This is a genomic window from Cyanobacterium sp. HL-69 (assembly GCA_002813895.1).
GTDB lineage: Bacteria > Cyanobacteriota > Cyanobacteriia > Cyanobacteriales > Cyanobacteriaceae > Cyanobacterium.
In genome coordinates this window covers 1856578-1881095 of sequence record CP024912.1, presented here as the reverse complement: position 1 = coordinate 1881095, position 24518 = coordinate 1856578, and the positions used below count along the sequence as shown (strand labels likewise).

The window sequence follows — 24518 nt, the reverse complement described above, 5'->3', positions numbered from 1 at the left end:
GTAGCAAATTATACAGAATTTATTTAAAATGCTAAGTGTAAGGAAAAAATCTGTAGAGATTAAAGGAGAGTGCTATGAATACCAAACAACAATCCAGAGCTTTAATGATGCGTCACCAAAAGATGATGAGAAACCGTCAACAATCCATGTTGGGTAGAGTAGCGGCAGAGATTGGTATGGATGTTAGTAATACTGAGTATTACGACACGGTAAAAAATGCTCCTTTGTCTAGTTTTGCTAGTAATTACGATCGCAGTAATAGTTCTCTAAGTTAGTGTTTTTGAGGAGAGAAAATATGTTTAATTAACAGTCTTCCATTATTTGGGGGGCTTTTTTTTATGAAAAATCGATTATTTCCCCATTACAATGGCTGTTTTGGTTACTATTTCCTTAAGGCAAAAATTAATTATTCATTAAGGTTATGACTGAAGCAGAAAATAAAGATTATACAAAAGTTGATTTGGAGCGAGAGGATAAAGGCTCAAAAGCCCGTCAAATGTTGGGCATGAAAGGAGCTAGTCAAGCTAAAAATATCTGGCAGATAAGGTTGCAGTTGATGAAGCCTATTACTTGGATTCCTCTTATTTGGGGGGTTGTTTGTGGGGCTGCTTCTTCGGGAGGATATGTGTGGAGTGTGGAGCATTTCTTGATTGCTCTTGCTTGTATGTTCATGTCTGGTCCAATGTTGACGGGTTATACCCAGACTATTAATGATTTTTATGATCGAGACATTGACGCTATTAATGAGCCTTATCGTCCGATTCCTTCAGGGGCTATTACCATTCCCCAAGTGGTTACTCAAATTATCGTTTTATTAATTGGAGGAATTGCGATCGCCTATGGTTTGGATGTTTGGGCGGGTCATGATTTCCCTGTATTAACTTGTTTGGCCATTGGTGGTTCATTGGTATCCTATATTTATTCGGCTCCTCCTCTCAAGTTAAAACAAAATGGCTGGTTAGGTAACTACGCCCTCGGCTCTAGTTATATCGCCCTTCCTTGGTGGGCTGGTCATGCTTTATTTGGGCAGTTAAATTGGACTATTGTGGTTTTGACCCTCATTTATAGTATGGCTGGATTAGGCATTGCCGTGGTTAATGACTTTAAGAGTGTAGAGGGCGATCGCACTTTAGGCTTAAAATCATTACCAGTGATGTTTGGTATTACCACCGCCGCTTGGATATGTGTAATCATGATTGATGTGTTTCAGGCTGGAATGGGTTTATATTTAGTGAGCATCCACAAAAACCTTTATGCTGCCATCCTCTTCCTTCTCATCATTCCTCAAATTACTTTCCAAGATATGTACTTTTTACGAGATCCTCTTGAAAATGATGTCAAATATCAAGCCAGTGCGCAACCCTTCCTCGTCTTAGGAATGCTCGTATTAGGACTTGCCATCGGTAACTCATAATTCATCTAAAGAGATTAGGTGGTATCAGGGATTAAGTTGAAATACTTGGTTAAACTCCCCTCGCCTTTTGGGAGAGGGGTTGGGGGTGAGGGGCAATCAATTTTGATACCTATTTTGAATCACCCTACCCAGGATTGAAGGATTTAGGGAGTAACTCATAACTGCTCTAAATACTGATAAGCAGCATAAGCCATCATTACCACCCCCGTAAAAATAGCGGACTCATCCAACACAAAACGGGGGTGATGCAAGGGATAATTATGTTGTCCCTCCTTTCCTATCCCCAAGCGAAACATAGCCCCGGGGGCGTGTTCCAAATAAACCGCAAAATCCTCCGCCCCCAAAGAAGGCTCAGGAATAGAAATCACTTTATCTTCCCCAAAGGCCTCTAGGGCAGATTTTTCCAAAATTTTGGTTAAATCAGGGTCATTTTGTACACTGGGCAAACAATACTTATAATTAACCTCCGCTTTTGCCCCATAAATCTCACAGACTCCCTTAACTATATTGGTAATCCATTGGGGTAAATTTTCCCTTAATTGGGGATTGAGCGATCGCACCGTACCCACCATTTTAACCTGATCAGCGATAATATTTGCAGCCCTACCCCCCTGAATCTGTCCGATAGTCAACACCAAAGGATCAAGGGGATTTTGAGTACGACTAATAGCCTGTTGTAGAGTAGTAATCACCTGCGCCGCAATCCAAATGGCATCAATAGCCTGATGAGGACGCGCCCCATGACCGGCCTCCCCCTGAATCGTAATCTCAATATCATCCATGGCAGAAGTCAGCGCCCCGTATCTAACCCCAATTACTTGGGCAGGAATAGATGGAAACACATGAACCCCAAAAATGGCATCAATGCCCTTCATCGCCCCATCTTCCACCATCATAGAAGCTCCCTGAGCAATTTCTTCGGCAGGTTGGAACAAAAAACGAACTTTCCCTTTCATTTCATCTTTAAGACGAGATAAAATCATCGCCGTACCTAAACCCACCGTAGTATGTAAATCATGCCCACAGGCGTGCATAATTCCCGCATTGCGAGAAGCATATTCCACCTGACTCGTTTCATGGATAGGTAAAGCATCCATATCAGTCCGAATAGCAAGATAACCACGAGATTTTTCCTTCCCCTCCAACTCCCCAATTACTCCCGTTTTTCCCACCCCCTCCTTTACTTTCAAACCACAGGAAGACAATACCCCTGCCACATAGGCCGCTGTTTGATATTCCCTGCCACTCAACTCAGGATGGGCGTGAAAATGGCGCCGAATTTCAATTAATCTTGGGCTGATTTCCGTAGCTATTTTTTTGATCTCTGATAACATTGCACTCTTACAAACTCAGGTGTTTAGATATATATATCTTAGTGCCAATCAATTTGAACACCAAAAAAAAGAAGAAAGGATAACGGCGATCGTTACCACTTCCTTCTGCTAATATGAAAAGAGAATCATTAATAAGCTATGGACAATTTCCCAATTTTGTCCAAGATAAGGGACTGGTGAGAGAAGGTTAAGTATTTATCTAATGTAGTAGCCTCCTATCTCACCATTTCTTTTTTAGGCTTCCAGAGACTCAAAGGCTTTTTCCACTCGGCGAAAATCAAATCCTAAAGCCCTGATAGCGTGCCACAAATGTCCTTGTAAGAAGAAAAAGGCAAGGAAAAAGTGAGCATTTGCCAACCATGCACGGGATGTATTTTCACCGTAGGGCAAATTAACGGTATCAGCAAAGTAAGGTACAATTCCCAATTTTACCTCCAATACTGGCCCGTAAAATTCCACAGGGTAGGCAAGGGTATTGACAGCACAAAAATAAGCCGCCACAAAACCAGCCAAGGCAATGCCCCCTAAAGAATAGGAAAGAATTGCTTCCCCAGAAAAAACTAACACTTTTCTTGCCCATTTGAGGGGAGGTACTAAAATATGCCATACTCCACCCCCAATTAACATGATACCCACATAGATATGACCTCCCACAAGATCTTCAAGGCTAGAAATACTAGCAAAATGGGTTTGATAACCATAAATAGTCATCGCATCAAGGGTGGGGTTAGTAACTAACCTGACGGTTTGGGTGGTAGAGTCATACAATCCTCCCCAATACATGGCTTTCCCTGCCAAAAGTAAAGCCCCAAAACCAAGAAATAACAGATGATGTCCGAGGATAAGTCCTAGTTTAGCAGGATCATCCCAGTCAAAATGAAATTTTTTGGCTTGTCCTTCGGCTTTTTTTAAATCATCCGGCGCTTTGAGGATATGAAATAATGCTCCTGCCCCCAAAAATGGGGAGGAAATAAGATGAATCGAACCTATCACAAAGTATGGATAAGTATCAATTACAGCTCCTCCTTCGCTTACTCCCCAGCCAAGGGTAGCTAGATGGGGTAAAAGAATCAATCCTTGCTCACCCATGGGTAAACTAGGGTCAAATCTGGAGATCTCAAAAAGGGTAAAAGCCCCAGCCCAAAAAGCTGTCAGGGCTGCTTGCCCCACGTGGGCGGCAATAAATGAACCGCTGAGGTTGGCAAATCGGGCATTTCCTGCCCACCAGTCATATTTTGCGTTCGGGTTGTCGTAGGTTTGCATAGATTATCAAAATTTAAACGATGCTTATTAGTAGAGTTATTCAATAAGCGTATTCATAAACTAACTTAATTGCAAAAATAATGCAATAAAAATACTGTTAACTTTTATTAACAGGTTTGAGCGGAATGTTGATCCGCCCTTGGGTAAAAGCATTAAAGACCAAATGCTGGTTTGATTTGAGCCACCCAAGACTCAATGCGAGAGTCCGTAAGCTCCGATTGATTGTCTTCATCGATGGCTAAACCAACGAATTTACCGTCTTTTAGGGCTTTTGATTCGTTAAATTCATAACCTTCCGCTGACCAATAACCCACGGTTTGCCCCCCTAATTCGCTAATTTTTTCCTCTAAAATCCCCATGGCATCTTGAAAGTTATCGGCATAGCCAATTTGATCTCCTGCACCAAAATAAGCGATTTTTTTGCCTTGGAAGTTAATTTGATCTAAGTCTTCATAAAGTCCTTCCCAGTCACTTTGTAATTCCCCTACATTCCATGTGGGACAACCGATTACTAAATATTGGTAGTTGTCAAGTTCTTCGATTTCGACATCGGCAACGTCATGTAAATCAACCATGCCGTCTCCCCCAAGGGCTGTTTGGATAGATTCGGCAAGGGTTTCTGTGTTTCCTGTTTGGGTGCCATAAAATAAGCCTATTTTTGCCATAATTGTTGATCTTTTATTTTGATTACTGGTTAAAACTATTGATAATTACTATCATTAGCTTTACGAATAGAGTAACCTAATTGCGATCTAGTTGCAACTGTTAGTTATAGCGTAATAAACCCCAAAAATTGCGATCGCCTGGAAACCGAGCATAAACAATTACTTCTCCCCGAGAAACTGCTACATTACCAGTGAAGAGGTTGCCATAACGGGTTAAAGTAGTCCAATTGTTAGAGGACTTATCAAAAACTCTGACATCGGTGGCATTATCAACCCTTAATTTAAAATAGTTATTCTGATTAGGATTTAATTGACCATTAAAAGGTGATTCTAGGTAGCCATTATTTTCAGAAAAATGAGTAAATATAAAGGGAAATTGTTGATTAATTTGATTATTGGCAACAATATCATAACCTACAATAAAAGGAAAATTATTATCGTCATTTTGCTCTTTTCCAAAAATCTTTAGTTGGTAATTATCTCTATGGGGAAATGAGACTTTTATATTAATAAATTCTCCTTGTCTTTGCACAAATGTATGTTGTCCTTCTACTTCTTGCTCATTCTGTTGTAAAGATGCGATCGCAACTAAATTTCGAGGAGCTTTTAAAATAATATCAACTATATTATTAGTTATAATTTTCTTATTTGTATGACTAACTAATTCAAAATTGCCTGTAAAAAATTGATGGGAAATTGTAGGCAAATTGTCAAACTTATCTCTAGTATAAGGTTGATCTAATAACTGCCATTTATTATTTTCAGGAAAGTGAGTATAAATAAAATTAGCAGGATTAGTTGCAAAGTAAAAATCATTAAAATTCTTCTCAAAACTATTTTCATTAATGGTTCCAGCACCCCAAGTGGGATCTAACAAAAACCATTTTCCCTCAATTTGCACTCCATTCCAGGCATGATTGACATTATTATCATTACCAACAGCATAATCTACACCCTTTGCATAACCGATGATAATAACTGATTTTAAACCCATATTTTTAGCTAACTGTTGATACAAGTTAGCATAACCAGAGCAGATAGTTTGACGGGTATTTAAAACTGTTTTAACACTAACATCTGGATAAATGTTGTAGTTCATAAAAGTATTTAAAGACACTACATCATAAGCAATATTATGGGTAATCCAAGTATAAATTATCCTTGCTTTTTCCTCCTCTGTAGTGGCATATTGACTCAAAAGATTAGCTAATTCTGAGGTAGAATTCCCTGAATATTCAACCTGTAAAGCCTTGGCATCTATTTCCGCAAAACGATTTTTATCAAGACTGTTTACATCCCCCTTAACCACGGGGCCATTAAACTCTGTAATAAATTCTTGGGTTAATGATTTTAAAGATGTGATTCTAAAATTGAAACTATTAATAAAACTAACTATATTTTCATAGGTTAATTTATCTTCAAAGTGCGATCGCCATTGAGGATTTCCATAGTGATTAAAAAGAAGAAAACCCACCAGAATTAAAAACAGAAAAAAACGATTCTTTTTCTTTCGCTTTTGTTGTCTTATTCTTTGTTTTTTACGAACAGCATTATGCTTACTTCTCATGAAAACCTCAACAATAAAAAAAATAAACTCAGCGAATACGAGGCTCAAAAAACTCAGTCAAGCCCTCTCCTAATAAAGATAACCCCGTTACCATAGCCGTCATTGCCAATCCGGGGAATAAAGCAGTCCACCAAATACCTGTAGATAAACCATCCAGAGCCAATCTCAAGTCATAACCCCATTCTGGCACATTCTCGGGTAATCCTAAACCCAAAAAACCTAACCCCCCCAAAATTAAAATGGCATCCGCCGCATTAAGAGTAAACAAAACAGGGACACTTTGCACCACATTAAAAAATAAATGTTTCGTCAAAATTCTTTGGGGTGTTGCCCCCATGGCTTGGGCGGCTTCGATAAACAACTCTGTTTTAACACTGGTAGTGTGGTTGCGCACCACCCGATAATATTGTGGAATGTAGGAGATGGATAAAGCAATAGCGGCATTAAAAATTCCTCTGCCCACCACAAAAGCAAGGGTAACAGATAACAACAAACCAGGCAGAGTATAAATAGTATCCATTAAAAATAGTAAAAGTTTATCTAATTTTCCTCCGAAATAACCACTTACTAATCCTAATGGCACTCCAATTACTAAACTTAATCCTGTGGCTAAAGTTACTACTTTAAAAGCTGCCTGAGTACCAAAAATTGTCCTTGAAAATACATCATATCCCTGTCCTGTTGTTCCCCACCAATGCTCATTATTGGGTGGCTGATGTATGGGATTAATTAAAGATTCAAGGGGATTCTGAATTATATTTTGCTCTTGTAAAAATGAAGCACTTAAGGCAAGGATAATGAAAAATAAGGTGATCAATATTCCACACAGAAGAAGAATGTTGTTGATACTTAGGGATAGAAATATACTTTTTTTTCTGTTTTTAAAAATCATTTGATTACATTATGATTATCTAGTTTTACCTTAAACAGTTTTTACCAATCTTTTTTATAAAATTAGGCTTTTCCAATTTATTTAGTTATAGCAATTATCGTGGTTACGGGCTACAAAATGATCCCCCTAAATCCCCCTTAATAAGGGGGACTTGAAAATCATAAATGTATCTCATAATTATAAAAAATGCTATATTTTAATTTTATGGTGAAATATTGTTAAATTTTTTGATTATTTTAAAATATTTTACTTCTTAAATGACATTCTTATATTTAGTCAAACAATTGTATTTTTTAAAACTACAGTTATGATGTCTTTTATTTAATCATTAATCAGATGGCGAATCTAGAGAATCTATAAATATTAATCTAATAAGAAGTAAGTTGATATAATTAAATCTATTTAAGTAAAAGGTTTAAACCCTTTTTTTGTGGGAGACTTAGTAAAATAAAAGTCATAACTAATTTCGATACCCTACTTATGATGATAAATATTATGAAGTTAAATAAACATAATATATTAAATTATAAAAATAATTAATTAATGTAAAAAAATTAACTATGGATAGAAGATTTATCGTTATTATATAGTCATAAAGAAAAAGTATGCTTAACTATTACAAAATATGTTCAAAAAAATTAAAGCTATTTTAACCACAGATATATTTAGCTCTGAAGATAACAGTTCCTCTGATTCTCCCCATAAGCAAAATGTTCCCGAAAGTGCTGTAATATTACACAATCAACTATTTTCTGAACTTAAAATTTTGACTTCCATTGCCAAAACTTTGGATAGTGATTATTTAAACCAGTCTGATTTTAAATTTTTTCTCAATATTAGAGCGTCTTTTGCAAAAAATACTGGTCAGTATGAAGGTTTAGAAAATAGTGCAGAATTACTACGAGTTGCGATCGCAGCTCAGTCCATATTTCTAAAAATTGAGCAAACAGAATTACGTTATCGTAGCTCAAAACAACAGGAATATTACGACTATGTATTAACAATATTAACAGAAATATTTGAAAAAAAAGAGACAGAAGAAGAAAAAGAAAACGGTATTTTAACTGCCCAGAAAAAATATCTACCTAAACAACTATATTCTTCCGCAGAATTTAAAGAAAAACTAGAAACAAAACGAGAGGAAATTAACGCCACAATCAAAAGTGAAGAAGGAAAAATAGCTATTAATGATTATGCTGAATCCGTCAAACAACTGGCTACTAAGCAAGACTTAGGGCTACGATTATTATACTTATTCAAAAGAACAGATATTAAAGATTTAAGTATTCTAAAAGTATTGTCTGATATGGTAAATTACTTACAATCAAAAGACTTAAGAAAAACCAATGCTGTTATCGACTTAGTGAGGAAAAACCAAGAAATTTTCCTCCAAGTAACTCGCATTATTGGTTTACCAAAAAGCAAAGAAACCTTAGAAAATTATGCTATTATCTTACAATATTTAGCATTGAGTAAAAAGCATGAAAAAAACTCAGGTCAATATTTTCGTTTAATAGAAGTTATGGGGCAATGGGCAAATTTATATAATATGATTGAGGATAATCGAGCTCAATATCCTGCCAAGGAATATAATCTTTCCCCAGAGTATCTAAAAGAAATTCCAGGCATTGATATTTATGTAAAACATGAAGATATGATCAATATTTTTAGTAATAAATCTTAATTTTGCTAATAATAAATACTAATTTTTTTTGTGATACAAATCAGTTAAATACAATAGTTGTTAATTGTTTGTACAATTTCCTGTTGTCGGCTAAATAAATTAATAAGTTGCTGTTGATAAAATATACCTTTTTCTTGGTCTTTTTTTTCATAGGCGTCAACAAAATTTTTGGTATTATCAGCATACTCTTGATATACCTGAGACAACCGCAAAGCATATTCTCTTAAATTATCATTCTCAAAAGATTGATTAGTAATTGCTTGACTGGTTAACTCAAAAGTTTGAGCCGTATCAAGTATCATTTCTAAATTATTGTCCTCTAAATCATTCATTTTTTCCTCTATGGGGGAAATAGAGTTAGTCAATTGACGGCAACTTGATATTCTTTCGTTGGTGCAACCAGCTAAAAATGAATAGAAACAAATACTGATCAAGACATTTGTTAAAAGGCTAATTTTCACTATTATTTATACCTGTAATAAAATGAGCTAAAGATATTTTTTGCTCTATATCGCTACATATGCTATCAATATTACTAATGTTTTTGCTAAGTTCAACAACTTCATAAAATAATCCTTGAGACTCAGCGACAGTTATTAAACTAGCAATTGACCAATAGTCTTGGAGTTTTATTTGTAATGATTTTTGATAGTTAATTTTAGCTAAATCTAATTGATTTAATTTTTGGCGACATTGCCCGCAACGATAATAACACCAATAATCATTTGGTCTAATTTTGAGAGCTTGTTGAAAAAAGTCTAAGGCTTTGAGATATTTTTTTTGATATAAATAGGCTTTTCCTAAGCGATAAGTAGCCCAATAGTCAGAAGGATTATTTTTTAGGGCAATGAGTAAGAAAGGAATTGCTTCTTTGTGATGTCCTATTTTTTCTTGCAATATATAACTAGCACTATACCAAGCCCAATAATTATCTTTTTCAATGGCACAGGCTTCCTGAAAACTTTTTATGGCTTGATTGTATCTCCCCAATTCCTCCAATACTTTACCGTGGTAATACCAAGAAAAATAATCATTGGGATAGTATTCCAACGCCTTCTCATAACAGAATAACGCATCAAGTAAGTTATTGTGCGATCGCAATATATTACCCTGATTGTACCAACCCTGATAATTATCAGGACGACATTCCAAGGTGCGATAAAGACTATTTTGTTCAACCATAACCCATAGGAATAAAATTAAAACACCTTACTACTTTTAGTTTACCCTAGTATAGAAATAATTATTACCAAGAAAAAATGTCCGTCAATAAAAAAGTTGTTTTTTGTGCCTCAGATTTAGAAGAAAAATATTATCGTGGTATCGGTTTTTATGCCCAATCAGTGATCAAAACAACAAAAAAATTAGGCTATGATAATTATCTTTTAACTAGTGCAAAAAATAATCAAATCAATAACTTACAACAACTAAATATTTTAAGAAACTTTGATGATCCCACCGAACCATCCCTCCAAAGAATAATATTAGATTATATCTCCACATCTATCGGCAAAAAAAAGTCAAAACAAGTCAATCAAGTAGCTTCTAGTTACTATAACAACAATAAACTAAATTATCTATCTGCCGTCGATGGATATATTAACCAGACTTCTATTTATAAAACCATTAATCTTCATGCCGTCTTATCCGATACTCCCTTTAAAATTGATACAAAACAAGCCGATATACTTTTCACCACCGCGCCTTCCCCAGCCAAAAATAACTATAAAAATGGCTTAACCATTCAAACCGTCCACGATTTAATTCCCCTTGTCACCCTATATCATCCCCCAGCCAGTCGCTTTAACTCCCTTTTTTACAAAAACTTATTAGGTGCGCTGAAATATTCTGATTTAGTCCTTACCATTTCTGAATTTTCTAAACAAGAAATATTAAAAACTTTTCCTAACCCCAACTATGAAGATAAAATCAAAGTAATTTATCAGCCCATACCCATTGATGATACAGATAAACAAATTGCTAAAAATGAAATATTTAATGAAGGTATTTTAAGTAAATATAAGCTAGAAAAAAATAACTACATACTATATGTTGGAGCATTAGAAATGAGAAAAAATATTGACCTTCTCATTGATGCTTATAGTGCCATAAAAGATAAAATAAAAATGCCCCTAATTTTAGTCGGTTCACCCGGTTATGGTAACGAAATATTTATGGATAAAATAGATATTAACCCAGAGGATAAAGATGTTCGCATAACTAAGCGTAATTACGCCTCTATCAGACACATTGGGTATGTCAACGACCTAGAAAAATTAATATTATTGCGCAATGCTAATTGTTTTGTATTTCCTTCCTTGTATGAAGGGTTTGGCTTACCATCCCTCGAAGCCATGGCTATGGGCTGCCCTGTATTAACCTCCAAAATCTCTGCTATTCCCGAAGCCTGTCAAGATGCAGCCTTATACGTCAATCCTAATAGTATTCCTGAAATTGCAGAAGGTATCTTAGAGATGGTTAATAATAATACTTTACGAGAGGAATTAATTACCAATGGAGAAAAACTAAGTAGTAAATACACTTTTGATAATTATCAATCGCAAATTTCCGACATACTATCTAAACTTTAGAAAAAAAGCAATCATCCCCAGAGGGTGATTGCCAATAATTCAATGGAAATTTTTATTAACGGGTAGGCAAAACTCCAAGGGTGACATTAAGATTTACTTCTTCTGTGTTACGTCTTAATCTCAATGCTAAATCATTACCTACACGACTAGAAGCTACCGCTTTTTGTACTGTTTCTGCATCTCTCACGCTATCTTGTCCAATGTTTGTGATAATGTCTCCTGGTTGTAATCCAGCCCTAGCACCGGGGGAGTTGGGGGCCACCTGCACCACTAATACTCCTTCGTCATCAGGGGCCACGGTAAATCCTTGACTTTCAATTCTCTGGCGATTTTGAGGGGTAATAGAAACCATGGAAATACCGATATAAGGATGATCTACTCTACCATCTGCAATTAGCTGTTCGGCAATTTCCGCCGCTCGGTTGACAGGAATGGCAAAACCTAAACCTTGAGCATTACGAATAATAGCGGTGTTGATGGCTATGACTTCCCCTTGGGCGTTGAGTAAGGGGCCTCCTGAGTTACCAGGGTTGATAGCTGCATCAGTTTGGATGAAGTCAAGGCGTTTGTCTCCTACCCCGATTTGAGCGCTCGATCGCCCCGTAGCACTTATAATACCCGTAGTAACAGTATTATCTAATCCTAAAGGATTTCCAATGGCGATCGCCCATTCTCCAATAATTAAATCATCGGAATTACCTAATCTCGCCACAGGCAAATTATCTGCTTCCACCTGAATTACTGCCAAATCCGTCAGAGCGTCACTGCCCAATACCTTACCTTGTAAAACTCGACCATCCTTAAGGTTAACCGAAACCTCCGAAGCCCCTTCCACCACGTGGGCATTAGTCAAAATTTTACCATCCGCACTGATTATAAAACCAGAGCCAGTTCCTTCCCTAGTCTCCTCTTGAGGCATCTCAGGAATTTGATCCCCGAAAAAACGACGGAAAAAAGGATCATTAAAAACAGGAGGCACCCTAGTGCTGACAGTACGAGAAGCATTAATCCTAACTACTGCCGGCCCCACATCTTGTACCACCTCCGCCACAAAATTAACATTGCCATTACGATTCATTTCTGGGATTCTAGCAATGGATGAAGAAGCATCACTATCACTATTTTCCTCCGTAGAAGTGAAAGAAGGAGTGAAAGCAGACATTTCCGAAATATTTGTTAAAGAGCTTACCCCCATGCCAATTCCTAAGCCCACTACCAGTAAAGAAGTACCCGCCGTTAATTTAGAAAATAAAGACTTTTTACTCATAATATATATTCTTATTACTTACTCTTATTAATAATTATAGATTTTTAAAAATATTGTTTGGGGGAGTCAGCTTAAAGTGCGAAGGAGATAAAGAGGAAAACCTTTTTAAGCTGACTAAATCTAATATAAATATTCTGTATGACTTTCCTGTGAACCTGAGATGAATTTTTGATGAACTTTGTTCCTGAAAATAATTCACCAACAATTCTAATAACAAAAAAATTCAATCAATTAACAATATTCCCATAATACGAGAGTATCTACCTAGAGAAAAAATGTATTGATATACTTAAACGCACAATCTTGTTTCATTACCAATAAAGACCTGAAACCATCAAATGCCTAAAAGATATTAATATGTTGTACAGTAACAGATTAAATGACGTGATAACAGATTAGTCTCATCTAAAACTAAGACCCTTCAAATCTTTGCATATCAAGTATTGTCAGTTAAATCAGGTTTAACAGTCTCTGAGATCAAGTTAACAAATTAAGTGTCGTTTTCCTAGGGCGTGCCATCAATTAAGCCATATAACGACTGCGGCTAGATAAATAGCACCAAGAAAATTTATTTTTCGTTTATCATACCTAGGGCGTGTCATCAAATGGAAGAGAATAACAGATAAAATAAGGATGATAGTAATTGTAACAAAAGTGAGGATATGGTAGAGATGCGCAGGTATGGTTTGAGAGACGATCAATGGGAAAAAATTAAAGATTTATTACCGGGTCGATTTGGTACAGTGGGAGTCACCGCCAAAGATAATCGACTTTTTGTCAAAGCGGTATTGTACAGGTATCAAGCTGGTATTCCTTGGCGAGATTTACCTAGTCGATTTGGTGATTTTCGAGTGGTTCATACTCGTTTTAGTCGTTGGAATAAAAAAGGTGTCTGGGAAAAAGTTTTTCAAATTTTGGCAGGAGATAGTGACGATGAATATGCCATGATTGATTCAACCATAGTAAGAGCACACCAGCATAGTGCTGGTGCAAAAGGGGGGATAAAAACGAGGAAGCAATAGGTCGAAGTAAAGGAGGTTTAAGTACAAAAATTCATACTACGGTTGACGCATTAGGTAATCCTACAGGTTTTTTCCTCACCGGAGGACAAAAATGTGATTTGGACGGTGCAGATGTTTTACTAAAAGAAATAAAGGCGGATATTTTGTTAGGGGACAAAGGTTATGATGCAGATGGAAGAGTTCTGGAAAAGCTAAAGAAGCAGGATAAAATAGCGGTTATTCCACCAAAAAGAAATAGAAAAGAACAACGAGAATATGATAAGTATTTATATCAAGCAAGACATTTGATTGAGAACTTTTTTGCCCGATTATCCCTCTTTTGTCACTTTCCGAGAGAAAAAGTGGCAAAATAAAAAGATAGTAAAAATGAAACGCAATTATGGCAATGGATATAGCTGAACAAATCAGGCAACACTTACCTCGAAATCCCACAGAAACAGTTCCTCTGATTGATAACTATTGTTCGTTTTATCGTTCTTTATTTTCCGATGTGCGTAATTATGAATATTTTAAATATTTACACTTAGGATTAATTTCAACACTCAAAAGAAAATCTTTGCCAGAAATAAGTAAAATTGTTAATGTTTCCTCTCAAGGTTTACATCATTTTTTGACAAAATCTAATTGGAATTCATCAGACTTGGAAAAAGTACGTTTAAAATATATTTTAAGTATACTGATTGATACACCGATTACAGTAATCATTGATGAAACAGGAGATCGTAAAAAGCGGTGCGATCCCGCGTCGGCGAAAGACGCAAGGGAACGCGCACCAAGATAAGGAAATAACACAGATTATACTTCTCGACAATATTTGGGAAGCTTAGGGAAAATAGATCAAGGTATAGTATCAGTAAATGTTTATGGTCTTTATAGAAATATTACTTTCCCTTTAGTGATGGTAAAAAAGAAGATAGATACATTAGAGAAATTATTTATGGTCTCAGAAGAGAAATAACTTATTGGCAAATTACTACTAACACAGAAACTATGCCAGAAAACAGCACTAGTTTTGTAATGACTAACATCCAAAAAACGAGAACTCAACAGAAAAAAACCATGGGAAATTTATATGGTCAACGTACATGGGTAGAGTATGGATTTCGGCAGTGTAAACAAGAATTAGGCTGGACAGATTATCGTTTAACCAAGGGAGAAGATATAGAAAAATGGTGGGAAATTATTAATAGTGTTTACTGGATGATTAGCTTAAAAACTAAACCTATTACAGACTTAATTAATCAAAAAAAAATAGTAGAGACTCAAGATAAGAAAATCTTCATCACAGAAGATTGGCGTGATTTTAGTAGTTGGAAAAATACATTGATTAACTATCGAATTATGGTTAAACCAATGCTCATCTTTTGCACAATGTTACCTTGGTTAAGAATAATGGAGAGCGATTTATTATGGATAGGGTTTAATCATTTACTGAACCACAGCAATAATTGTATGATTCATTTTCTCAGTGGATAAATTCATTTTTTCCGATTAGTTATTTCGGAAAGTGACAAAAGAGGGATATAAGTTTCCCAACTCCACTCGATAAAAGTTGTTTTTGAAATAAAGGCTCAAATGTTTGAGCCCAATCATCGACATGGCAGAATAATTCATCTAAATTAGACATAGGACAATATAGTAATTTAAATTTGTGGTTACTTTTAGCTTACTATTTGTTCTTTCTCTTATCCCGAACTCAGGTTAAATTAACGATAATTATTTTTCAAGTCAAAGTAATAAAAAAAGGGCAAGTCGCAAAACTTACCCCAATTTAGTTAATGATGACTGAAATAAAACTTCAGTGATTTTGATGAAAAAACTTAGTTAGCCTCTAAAGGATAAACGCTTACTTTCTTTTGGCTACGGGTTTTGAATTCAAATGTAACAATCCCGGGGATTAAAGCAAAAAGAGTGTCATCATTGCCACGTCCAACATTTTCACCAGGGTAAACTTTGGTACCACGCTGACGAATAATGATATTTCCTGCTTTCACGGTTTCACCGCCGAAGCATTTAACGCCTAAGCGTTTCGAGTTAGAGTCTCTTCCGTTACGAGTACTACCTGTACCTTTCTTATGTGCCATGGTATTATGCTATTTCCTTTAATAGAGTGTACTGTTTCTTTAAGTGTATGTTATTTTATGCTTCTACTGCTTCAGTAGTTGCTTCAGCTTCTTTTTGAGCGATGACATTGCCCCCTAGACTGATGGAATTAATCATTAAACGACTTAATTCCTGTCTATGTCCTCTTTTCTTACGGGTTTTCTTCTTGGGTTGCATTTTATAAACAATTACCTTTCTGCCTCGGCTATGTTTTAAAATAGTTCCGTTGATAGAAGCACCTTCTACGTAGGGTTGTCCTACATGAATTTCTCCCTCATGGCTAACGAGTAATACTTTATCGATGTTTAATTCTTCGTTTACTTCAAGGTCAAATCTATCTAATTCAAAGAATCTACTGGGTTCAACCTTCAGTTGTTTCCCGCAGATTTCGATTATTGCGTAAGTCATAATTTTTTCCTAATATATACTGCCGTACAGGTAGCAAAATTTTTTTTGCTTTTTCTTGATGCCTTTACCTGATCCGAACAGGAGTTGAGACACAACCAATCATTGTATCTTTATTATTGAGCGATTGTCAACTAATTATGTTTAACATTCAGGGCAAACGCATACTCAAGCAGACAAAATCTTAAGTAAGTAATCGTTGTCCCATCCTGCCTTAAGTCGTTTTGCTTTTTTACCTCGAGAGCAACTCTTTTCCTGATTCAACAAATTTAAAGCAATATGTCTAATGACTGCCATGTTTTCACTACTGTTTTCTTTTCTGATTCTACTTTCATCCTCCCTAAACCCTACGTCTAAACACCAATGCAATTTATTCTCTATTCCCCAATGACTTCTTATTCCTCGGGCGAAAGTTTCTACTCCATGATCTAAACTCGTTAAGTAACCTGAGTTCGGGTTAAGCAGATTGAGGTAAAAGCCAGTCTAAATGAAGCGTAGGTTTCTTGGGTTTATGACAGTATGCAATTAATCCACAAAGAAGGTTGGCACAAAAATTGACAGGTGAGCGATGACGAGAATGTTCTATTTGTGAAATATTTTTGAGTTGATCATAAACATTTTCCACAATAGACCTCTTACGAGAAAGTAACTTGTCATGGAGTTTCATGAGTTTGTTTTTCATATTACGCTTAGGTTTAGCAAAAAATTCAATGCCATATTCTTCAAGTAACTCTGTGGCTAGTTTAGCCGAGACATAACCTCGATCTCCAAATACTTTACCCCAAAGTGTTTCTAGGAGTTCAGTAACGGGTTTTCGGTCATCTACATTACCCGGGGTTAAACTCATATTGAGAATTTCCCCCAATTCATTGACAACTAAATGAAGTTTAAAACCATAAAACCAATCCACGGAGGTTTTTCCTCGCGCGGCTAAATCTTGAAAAACTTTATGCCTTGAAATGCGTCGATTATGACAAACTTGAATTTTGGTTGAATCAATAAAACTAATACCTGTACAACGACCAAAACAATGTTTGAGATATACACAAAGAGGCATTAGGGTTGATGGTATCCATTCAATAAATCGGTTATAACTGGGAAGTTTGGGAAAAGCTGATCTCCAATATTGCTGAACATGATTGAGATAAAAATGTTTGAAATTACGATAACTGTTTTGATGAAAAGCAATCAAAATGGTCATCCGATTCGCTTAAACAAAGACTTTTTGCTCTTATACGTTTCCCAACTCCACTCGATAAAAGTTGTTTTTGAAATAAAGGCTCAAATGTTTGAGCCCAATCATCGACATGGCAGAATAATTCATCTAAATTAGACATAGGACAATATAGTAATTTAAATTTGTGGTTACTTTTAGCTTACTATTTGTCCTTTCTCTTATCCCGAACTCAGGTTAAGTAGTACCTTCTTTCCAATGTGGCTTTTTGCCCTAAAATTTTTCTTTCTGATTCCACTATTCCGATAGTTTTTAAACCCACCCATTTTTCACTATCGATGAAATCTGCCACCGAATTCATCAACCAGTAACGACGTTTTTCAATTCGACCATGATTCTTTTCTATGGTTTCATATTTTTCCGCCAAGGATTTCTTGATAATTATTTTTCCATGCCCAATCAGATAATTGTTTTACATCCTCAAATAAATTACCTTGATTACCTTTGAGGCTAAGAATATACTCTCCCCCTTTCTCGATAATCCTTTTAGCTATGTCCTTTTGACACCCCATTGCATCAATGGTCACAATACAACCATTAAGTTCTAAAACTGCCAATAATTTCGGAATTGCTGTAATTTCATTGGATTTATCTTATACTTTTAACTGTCCCAAAACCAAGTTATTATTACTAGCCCACGCACTTACCATATGAATGGCACTTTTATTTTGACTTGAATCATAAGAGTGCCGTAATGTTTTACCATCAATAGCTATTATTTCTCCTTGTGTTATCTGAGCAATATGATTAATCCAATCTAGGAAAGCTGATTGTAATTGCTTTGGACATAGACGAGCAAATAAACGACCAATAGTATCATGAGAAGGAATACCATTGGGCAGTTCGAGAAATGTTTCTAGCCAAGATACTTTACTTTTACCATATTCTTCAATTTCCACCCAAGAGTCGGCACCACAAATAACGGCTAAAATTGTTAATGCTATGATATCAACTAATTTATATTCAATTAAGTAACTGGTTCGTGGGTCTTCAATATTTTCAAAATGTTTCCACAAGTATGATTTCTCAGAACTCACGGCTATTAATTTCCTCTATGATGTTTACCATATCACTTTCTCATAAATTTTTAGTATGCGTTTGCCCTGACCAAAAAGTCGGCATAAAGCCCCTATGTTCAGTTATGGGGATATAATACTAAGTCCTATTTATAAAATAAACTTTTATTTATTGTTTTTGGCAATGGGCTTAAGCCCATTGTTGGTTCTATTCGCATACTATTCTTGACGGATTCAGTATAAGCCGATAAACAAAAAAATATTCGCAGGATTCCAACTGTAGTTTAGACTAATAATACTAAATCCTGTGTAAGTAGTATACTTATTTAGAGAGAAAAATTAAGCCAGTGATAATTAGTTAACTTTCTAATTTCTTCCTGCATTTCTTGCCGAAGAAAATTACAGCGTTGGATAAAAATGTCTTCGATTTCTTCTATACTTTCAAAATATTGGTTAAGTAAAGGTTCATCTACTAAACTCCACAATCTTTCGGCTGGTTGTAGTTCTGGAGAGTATGGTGGTAAATATTCTATTTCAATTCCCTGAGGCACTTTTGATGATTTACTCCGATGCCAACCGGCATTATCTTCTACTAACAAGACTTTTTTATTGTCTACCAGAGCATCCTTGGCAAATGCTTCATACACTAAATTTAACCATTGTGTATTTACTCTAGAACCTGTTTGAAAAGTTACTTATAAAGAAAATTAAATATTTTAAGGTTGAGGTTCTAATCGTCTGACCATAAGATGAATCATACAAGCAAAAATCATCATTTGACTAGTAGTGGGCAAAAATTCATAGTCTTTACTCAATCTTCGGTAGTGACTAAACCAAGAATAAGTTCTCTCTACTCTCTCTACTACCCATCTTTTTGGAACTACACTAAAACCGGGGTCTGAATCTGTACGTTTGACATGTTCTAAATTCCAACCAAATTCTCTCTCTACTTTAGCGATAAAATCTTTTCCTGCAAAAGTACTATCGACCCAAATTATTTTTAAGCAACTCCAAAATTGTGAGGCAAAGGTAGCCAATAATTCCATTCCGACCTTTTCCCCCCATGAACACATAAATCTAGTAACAAACCCATGGTATCTACCAAGATTGTTCTTTTGCGACCCTTAACTTTTTTTCCTCCATCAAAACCAATTTCCTCACCACCCATAACTGTTTTCACTGATTGACTATCAACGCTACCCGCCGTTGGCAAGGGGTTTCTTCCTGCTTTAATGCGTAATTGCTCTCGTAGTTTATGATTAATCTTTTGCCATGTGCCATCAGATTCCCACCCACGAAAATAAGTGTAAACACTCTGCCACTCCGGAAAATCATGAAGCATCGCTCTCCATTTTATTCCGTTAGTAACAAGATAAAAGATCCCATTTAGAACTTCTCTGATGTCCAAACTACGATTTCTCCCACCAGTTTTAGCCAGAGGAATTAAAGGTTCTAAAATTTTTCACTGGTCATCAGTGAGGTCAGTATCATATGATAATCTTGTCATGTTTTTCATTCAGTTATTAACCAAAATATTCTACATCAAGACTTTTTAAACAGGTTCTAAAGGTGAAAATAAAGTTGATATTATGCGGATAAAAAAGCGATATTTTTTTCTATCTATTTTCCTTGCCATTTTTATTAGTGCTTGTAATTTATTTGCCACCGAAACCATCAATAATAACTCCATAACTCTTACTGTTTCCGCAGCCTCAGATTTAAATTATGTATTTGAGGAAATGGGGACTTTATGGGAGGAAGAAACAGGAAATAAAGTATTATTTAACTTTGGTTCCACAGGAAAATTAGCCCAACAAATTGAGCGAGGTGCCCCAGTGGATTTATTTGCAGGGGCCAATAAGTCGTATATTGAGGATTTGGATCGATTGGGTTTGATTGTTTCAGAAACCAAAGCCCTGTACGGGCAGGGAAGGATTACTCTTTGGACGAGGGATGATAGTCCTTTAAATCCTAGAGATATTCGGGAGTTGACTAGGTCAGAATATGGCAGAGTGGCGATCGCAAATCCAGACCATGCCCCCTATGGTATAGCTGCCAGAGAAGCTCTGGAATCGGTGGGTATTTGGCAGGAAATCCAGCCTAAATTGATTTTAGGAGAAAATATTAGTCAAACGAAGCAGTATGCCGAAACGGGCAATGTAGATGTGGCCATTATGGCTTTATCCTTGAGTCTTAATCATCTGGGAAAATGGGAATTGATTCCCAATAATTTACATCAACCCATTGATCAAATGTTGGCGGTAATGGAGAAAAGTAACCATCAAACCGAAGCACGACATTTTGCAGAATATATTAATGGTATAAAAGGACGAGAATTGATGAAAAAATATGGTTTTGTTTTACCCCAAGAAATGATTGATTAATGAACTTATCTCCTTATATTCTTTCTTTACAGGTTACTGCCCTTGCGACGGTGTTATTGGTTATTTTCGGATTACCATTGGCAATTTTTTTGGCAAAAGTTCGTTTCCCTGGGCAGATAATTATTTCCACCATGCTGAATTTACCCCTTGTGTTGCCCCCTAGCGTGGTGGGTTTTTATCTCCTCTTGGCTTTTGGTAGGGGTGGTTTTATCAAAGAATGGTTGGGTATTGATATTTTATTTACTTGGCAAATAGGGGCGATCGCCAGTACCATAGTTGCGTTACCGATAATTGTAGAAGCATCAAGGGCAGCGATTCTCAACGTAAACCACGAACTAGAAGCCGTCGCCCGAACCCTAGGAGACTCAGAAATAGAAGTATTATGGAAAATTACCCTCCCCTTAGCCAAACGGGGAATTTTAGCAGGGTTTATATTGGCAGTAGCCAGAGCATTAGGAGAATTTGGAGCGACTCTGATGGTAGCAGGGAATATACCCGAAAGGACTCAAACCCTACCCCTAGCTATTTATGATGCGGTACAAAATCAACAATATGATAAGGCTAATTTTATGGTACTCGTCATGACGGTTTGGGCATTTTTTCTTTTACTATGGGTTCGCCGTTTAGAAGATCAACTTTAAAGAGAGTTTATTTACAAAATGGAGATACTCTCTATTAATCAATATGTAAAGTTTATTCCTTCTACACATCCATTTTTCCTTGATATTTCTCGTATCCTCTTCCAAAATTCTACAACAGTTCTCGTCGAAACTTCTGTTACTTTTGGAGCTGCATTCAAATTATTTGTGATGAAATCCATATCTCTCAATGCAACTCTCGGAAAACCCTCCGTTTGATTATTCCATAGTTGTGATGGACTGTAAGAATACATTCCTTCAATTGAATTTTGAAAAGTTGCTCCAAAATACAAACGTAACTTTAATGAGAAATTAACTGGATTTGGAAATGCCATTTTAAAAACATAATTTCTATAAGCTCCCAAACCAGCATTTGCTAAAGCATTTGGGTCTGATATGTCATATTCTAAATAGTTGGACACAACAAAAACAGTATCTAATTGAAAAAATGCGTCTTTGGTATTTTGATACCCTGTTGAGCCAAATAAAATTAAAGAGCCTTTTTCTAACTTGGCTAATGGTGTCAAACTTTTGTTTTTGGCTTTAAATTGCTTACACACAAAATATTTAAATTGACCATTAAAAACACATGGGTCTGTATTTTGATAACTTTGCTGATACTCTGATGACTGGGGTAAAACTGATGGCAAATAGGGTTTGTGTAACCATTGTGGGAAAAACTTAGTTGGATGACTCTCAAGTTCTCTAACACTGCTTGGTGGCTCCCATTCGCCCCAAAAAAGCAGTGCCGCTTCCTTTAAATTATTTTCAACAACATATTTACCTTTAGTGAGTAAAAATTTTCTTTTATGCCCACCAGTATTCCATGATTTATGATTCCTATTGTTGTTGTCTGGTTTATGTTCTGCCCCGGGGTGAGTGAATTGTACTATTTTCGGCATAACATCTCTCCAATTTCATTCTTTTGTTGGTTACAAATAGTGCCGAAAGGTTTGTTTGCAGGTTGCCCAAATACAACTTTAACTTTCTTTCCGCTATTCAATTTATATTCATACTGCTCGACAACGTAAGGTTTCCTACGAAGTTCCCCATCTTTTTTTTGTGAGAAATTAATAAGTTCTTTTCCTGTTGATTTAAAAATTGATTGAAAAATATCTCGTGGAATAGAAATTAATATTAAGTCTGGCTGTAACTCTTCAATTAGCATTTTCCAAATTTCAAGTCCTTCTTTGTATAAATCTGACTGTATTCCTTTTGTTAATTTACTCCAAGTTGGATTTGTAGCTAACGGAGAACAAATATCAGTATGAAGCACAATATTTGGGTAATTATTTCGATAATACGATGCAGACAAACCATTTAATATTGGCTCAAAACAGGAAAACCACTGTTTTAATGGCTTATCTTCAAAGTATGAATTTAAAGTATGTGTTAAATTTCTTGTATTATTTTCCCAATTAGAAAATCGAACAAATGAAAAAGAATCATTTTTTTTCAAACGAAACTCATTATCAGATGGATTTTTTCCAACAGTTACTATCTTAAGGTCAGATTTTTCATAAGAAGCTAAATCACCGAAATATAATATTGGTAGACTTGGGGAAACAACGACATCATAATCCTTAAACTTGTCATAATAATCAAATGTCTTTTTTATTAATTCATTGCTAATCATGCTTCGGTCACTTTAATTGGCTACAACATTCTATGTATGAATCGTAGCTTAGGTTTATGTTTTTGTCTTTCTCTGCCATGATTTCATACTCAATCCGAAAGATAGAATGTACTAATAATTGTAGATAAAATAGGATTCATAGCAAAAAAAGTATATTTAGCAGATTATTTGTGTAGTGAACAATTAAAAGAAAAATATTTTTCCAGTAAAGATAATGAGCAATGGTTTCCTCATCCCGCATTCCCTGACCTCATGACACAACTTTCCTGAAATCTTACTTACAAATGACACTTTTAGTAAACATTTATAAACCCCTAGCAAGTTACCCCTTAAATATTAATTTCCACCTAGAAGAAGGAATATTGGGGATATTAGGCGCTTCTGGTTCAGGTAAAACTATGACTCTACGTTGCATTGCAGGGATGGAAACTCCTCAAAAAGGGAAAATTATCCTTAATGGAAAAGTTTTGTTTGATTCTAGTCAAAAAATTAATGTTCCTATTTCTGCTCGTCGGGTGGGAATGGTATTTCAAAACTACGCTCTATTTCCCCATTTAACCGTGGCGGAAAATATTACCTACGGCATCAGAAAATTACCATCTTCCCAACAGAATCATCTTTTAGATGAATATATCCGTAAATTTCGCCTTTTTGGCTTAGAAAATCGTTATCCTCAACAGTTATCGGGAGGGCAACAGCAACGAGTTGCCCTTGGAAGGGCATTGGCCGTAAAACCAGAGATTTTACTATTAGATGAGCCTTTTTCTGCCCTTGACAGCTATTTAAGGCAACAATTGCAAGAACAACTATTGGAAATTCTCAATAATTATGGGGGTATCACTCTTTTTATTACCCACAATTTAGAGGAAGTTTACGCCATTTGTGAGCATTTATTAGTGATTTACCAAGGAAGTGCGTGCTGCGGAGCAGATCCAGAAGCGATCGCCCTTAATCATAAAAAATCGATTTTTGATCGTCCTTCCCATGTTCAGGTAGCCCAATTAACAGGGTGCAAGAATATATCTAGGGCAAAGATGATTTCTTGTGATCAAATAGAGGCTATAGATTGGCAATGTCGGTTAAAAGTATCTGTACCCATACCTTTTTCATTTACCCATGTGGGCATCAGAGGACATCATTTAAAAATAGTTAGTGATGCTTGCGATGAAAATATTTTTCCTTGTTGGTTAATCAAAAGTCAGGAAACCCCAGAAAAAATGATTCTTTTTCTCAAGTTGCATACTCCGCCCATGGATGATGCTTATCATGTACAGATAGAAGTATCTCAGGATAAATGGTTAACTTTGAAAAATAGTTCCTTTCCCTGGCACGTCAAGTTTAATTCCATGCAGTTGTTTTTGATGTCTGATTAAAATTCACAAGTCTTCCAACATTGGGGGATT

General features: G+C 35.8%; 21 protein-coding genes and 6 pseudogenes. 9 read left to right on the top strand and 18 right to left on the bottom strand.

What is annotated here, in order from left to right; all coding sequences use genetic code 11:
* Positions 1 to 74 precede the first annotated feature (74 nt).
* A complete protein-coding gene (locus tag AA637_RS08630; RefSeq protein ID WP_069791478.1) occupies positions 75 to 275 on the top strand; it encodes a hypothetical protein in 201 nt (66 codons plus the stop codon).
* Between the two features lie 146 nt (positions 276 to 421).
* Positions 422 to 1414, top strand: coding sequence for a chlorophyll synthase ChlG (gene chlG, locus AA637_RS08625; RefSeq protein WP_446682411.1), 993 nt, complete (start codon positions 422 to 424; stop codon positions 1412 to 1414).
* 155 nt (positions 1415 to 1569) lie between these two features.
* Here chlG and AA637_RS08620 read toward each other — a convergent pair whose 3' ends face one another.
* The 5 genes from AA637_RS08620 to AA637_RS08600 form a co-directional block, all read right to left on the bottom strand.
* A complete protein-coding gene (locus AA637_RS08620; RefSeq protein WP_446682410.1) occupies positions 1570 to 2748 on the bottom strand; it encodes a M20 family metallopeptidase in 1179 nt (392 codons plus the stop codon).
* A gap of 234 nt (positions 2749 to 2982) precedes the next feature.
* On the bottom strand, positions 2983 to 4011 hold the full coding sequence (locus tag AA637_RS08615; protein ID WP_446682409.1) for a chlorophyll a/b binding light-harvesting protein: 1029 nt from the start codon (positions 4009 to 4011) through the stop codon (positions 2983 to 2985).
* Between the two features lie 152 nt (positions 4012 to 4163).
* Entirely contained in the window at positions 4164 to 4676 is a 513-nt protein-coding gene (gene fldA / locus AA637_RS08610; protein WP_446682408.1) for a flavodoxin FldA, read from the bottom strand.
* 100 nt (positions 4677 to 4776) lie between these two features.
* A complete protein-coding gene (locus tag AA637_RS08605; protein ID WP_446682407.1) occupies positions 4777 to 6243 on the bottom strand; it encodes a transglutaminase domain-containing protein in 1467 nt (488 codons plus the stop codon).
* A 28-nt stretch (positions 6244 to 6271) separates the two neighbouring features.
* On the bottom strand, positions 6272 to 7135 hold the full coding sequence (locus AA637_RS08600) for an ABC transporter permease (RefSeq protein WP_446682406.1): 864 nt from the start codon (positions 7133 to 7135) through the stop codon (positions 6272 to 6274).
* A 625-nt stretch (positions 7136 to 7760) separates the two neighbouring features.
* Between AA637_RS08600 and AA637_RS08595 the strand changes: the two genes are divergently transcribed.
* Positions 7761 to 8819, top strand: coding sequence for a hypothetical protein (locus AA637_RS08595; protein WP_446682405.1), 1059 nt, complete (start codon positions 7761 to 7763; stop codon positions 8817 to 8819).
* 44 nt (positions 8820 to 8863) lie between these two features.
* On the opposite strand, the gene AA637_RS08590 is transcribed toward AA637_RS08595, so the two are convergent.
* Together AA637_RS08590 and AA637_RS08585 are read right to left on the bottom strand one after the other, a co-directional pair.
* The gene (locus AA637_RS08590) at positions 8864 to 9280 is read right to left on the bottom strand and encodes a hypothetical protein (RefSeq protein ID WP_446682404.1); all 417 of its coding nucleotides are present in this window, start codon (positions 9278 to 9280) and stop codon (positions 8864 to 8866) included.
* The gene (locus tag AA637_RS08585; RefSeq protein WP_446682403.1) at positions 9270 to 10001 is read right to left on the bottom strand and encodes a tetratricopeptide repeat protein; all 732 of its coding nucleotides are present in this window, start codon (positions 9999 to 10001) and stop codon (positions 9270 to 9272) included. Before AA637_RS08585 ends, AA637_RS08590 begins: the two co-directional genes overlap by 11 nt.
* Before the next feature lie 77 nt (positions 10002 to 10078).
* On the opposite strand from AA637_RS08585, the gene AA637_RS08580 reads away from it, so the two are divergent.
* On the top strand, positions 10079 to 11410 hold the full coding sequence (locus AA637_RS08580) for a glycosyltransferase family 4 protein (RefSeq protein WP_446682402.1): 1332 nt from the start codon (positions 10079 to 10081) through the stop codon (positions 11408 to 11410).
* A 55-nt stretch (positions 11411 to 11465) separates the two neighbouring features.
* On the opposite strand, the gene AA637_RS08575 is transcribed toward AA637_RS08580, so the two are convergent.
* Positions 11466 to 12677 carry an HhoA/HhoB/HtrA family serine endopeptidase gene (locus tag AA637_RS08575; protein WP_446682401.1) on the bottom strand — a complete coding sequence of 404 codons (1212 nt, stop codon included), beginning with the start codon at positions 12675 to 12677 and terminating at the stop codon, positions 11466 to 11468.
* A 671-nt stretch (positions 12678 to 13348) separates the two neighbouring features.
* Here AA637_RS08575 and AA637_RS08570 point away from each other — a divergent pair.
* Both AA637_RS08570 and AA637_RS08565 read left to right on the top strand, forming a co-directional pair.
* Positions 13349 to 14019 (top strand): annotated as a pseudogene (locus tag AA637_RS08570) (IS5 family transposase); the annotation flags it as partial.
* Positions 14020 to 14084: 65 nt separating this feature from the next.
* Positions 14085 to 15175: pseudogene (locus AA637_RS08565) on the top strand (transposase).
* 344 nt (positions 15176 to 15519) lie between these two features.
* Here the strand turns inward: AA637_RS08565 and rpmA are convergent.
* From rpmA to AA637_RS08525, 8 genes and pseudogenes are all read right to left on the bottom strand, one after another.
* Positions 15520 to 15783 (bottom strand): 50S ribosomal protein L27, encoded by a 264-nt coding sequence (rpmA, locus tag AA637_RS08560; protein WP_069792118.1) that lies wholly within the window; start codon positions 15781 to 15783, stop codon positions 15520 to 15522.
* A 55-nt stretch (positions 15784 to 15838) separates the two neighbouring features.
* Positions 15839 to 16210, bottom strand: coding sequence for a 50S ribosomal protein L21 (gene rplU, locus AA637_RS08555; RefSeq protein ID WP_446682400.1), 372 nt, complete (start codon positions 16208 to 16210; stop codon positions 15839 to 15841).
* 165 nt (positions 16211 to 16375) lie between these two features.
* Positions 16376 to 16651: pseudogene (locus tag AA637_RS08550) on the bottom strand (ISAs1 family transposase); the annotation flags it as partial.
* A gap of 13 nt (positions 16652 to 16664) precedes the next feature.
* A pseudogene (locus AA637_RS08545) lies at positions 16665 to 17544 on the bottom strand (IS982 family transposase).
* A gap of 69 nt (positions 17545 to 17613) precedes the next feature.
* A complete protein-coding gene (locus tag AA637_RS08540) occupies positions 17614 to 17808 on the bottom strand; it encodes a hypothetical protein (RefSeq protein WP_446682399.1) in 195 nt (64 codons plus the stop codon).
* A pseudogene (locus AA637_RS08535) lies at positions 17792 to 18478 on the bottom strand (ISAs1 family transposase). The gene AA637_RS08540 and the pseudogene AA637_RS08535 overlap by 17 nt, the downstream one beginning before the upstream one ends.
* Positions 18479 to 18783: 305 nt before the next feature.
* Positions 18784 to 19104, bottom strand: coding sequence for a transposase (locus AA637_RS08530; RefSeq protein WP_446682398.1), 321 nt, complete (start codon positions 19102 to 19104; stop codon positions 18784 to 18786).
* A 69-nt stretch (positions 19105 to 19173) separates the two neighbouring features.
* Positions 19174 to 19916 (bottom strand): annotated as a pseudogene (locus AA637_RS08525) (IS5 family transposase).
* 130 nt (positions 19917 to 20046) lie between these two features.
* Here AA637_RS08525 and modA point away from each other — a divergent pair.
* Positions 20047 to 20841, top strand: a complete 795-nt coding sequence (modA, locus tag AA637_RS08520) for a molybdate ABC transporter substrate-binding protein (protein ID WP_446682397.1) — start codon at positions 20047 to 20049, stop codon at positions 20839 to 20841.
* A complete protein-coding gene (gene modB, locus AA637_RS08515) occupies positions 20841 to 21482 on the top strand; it encodes a molybdate ABC transporter permease subunit (RefSeq protein ID WP_446682396.1) in 642 nt (213 codons plus the stop codon). The genes modA and modB overlap by 1 nt, the downstream gene beginning before the upstream one ends.
* A 38-nt stretch (positions 21483 to 21520) precedes the next feature.
* Here modB and AA637_RS08510 read toward each other — a convergent pair whose 3' ends face one another.
* Together AA637_RS08510 and AA637_RS08505 are read right to left on the bottom strand one after the other, a co-directional pair.
* Positions 21521 to 22381, bottom strand: a complete 861-nt coding sequence (locus tag AA637_RS08510) for a hypothetical protein (protein ID WP_446682395.1) — start codon at positions 22379 to 22381, stop codon at positions 21521 to 21523.
* Complete coding sequence (locus AA637_RS08505) at positions 22369 to 23115, bottom strand: hypothetical protein (protein ID WP_446682394.1); 747 nt, start codon at positions 23113 to 23115, stop codon at positions 22369 to 22371. The genes AA637_RS08510 and AA637_RS08505 overlap by 13 nt, the downstream gene beginning before the upstream one ends.
* A gap of 284 nt (positions 23116 to 23399) precedes the next feature.
* Here AA637_RS08505 and AA637_RS08500 point away from each other — a divergent pair, with 284 nt between their 5' ends.
* Entirely contained in the window at positions 23400 to 24488 is a 1089-nt protein-coding gene (locus AA637_RS08500) for a sulfate/molybdate ABC transporter ATP-binding protein (RefSeq protein WP_446682393.1), read from the top strand.
* Positions 24489 to 24518: the final 30 nt, after the last annotated feature.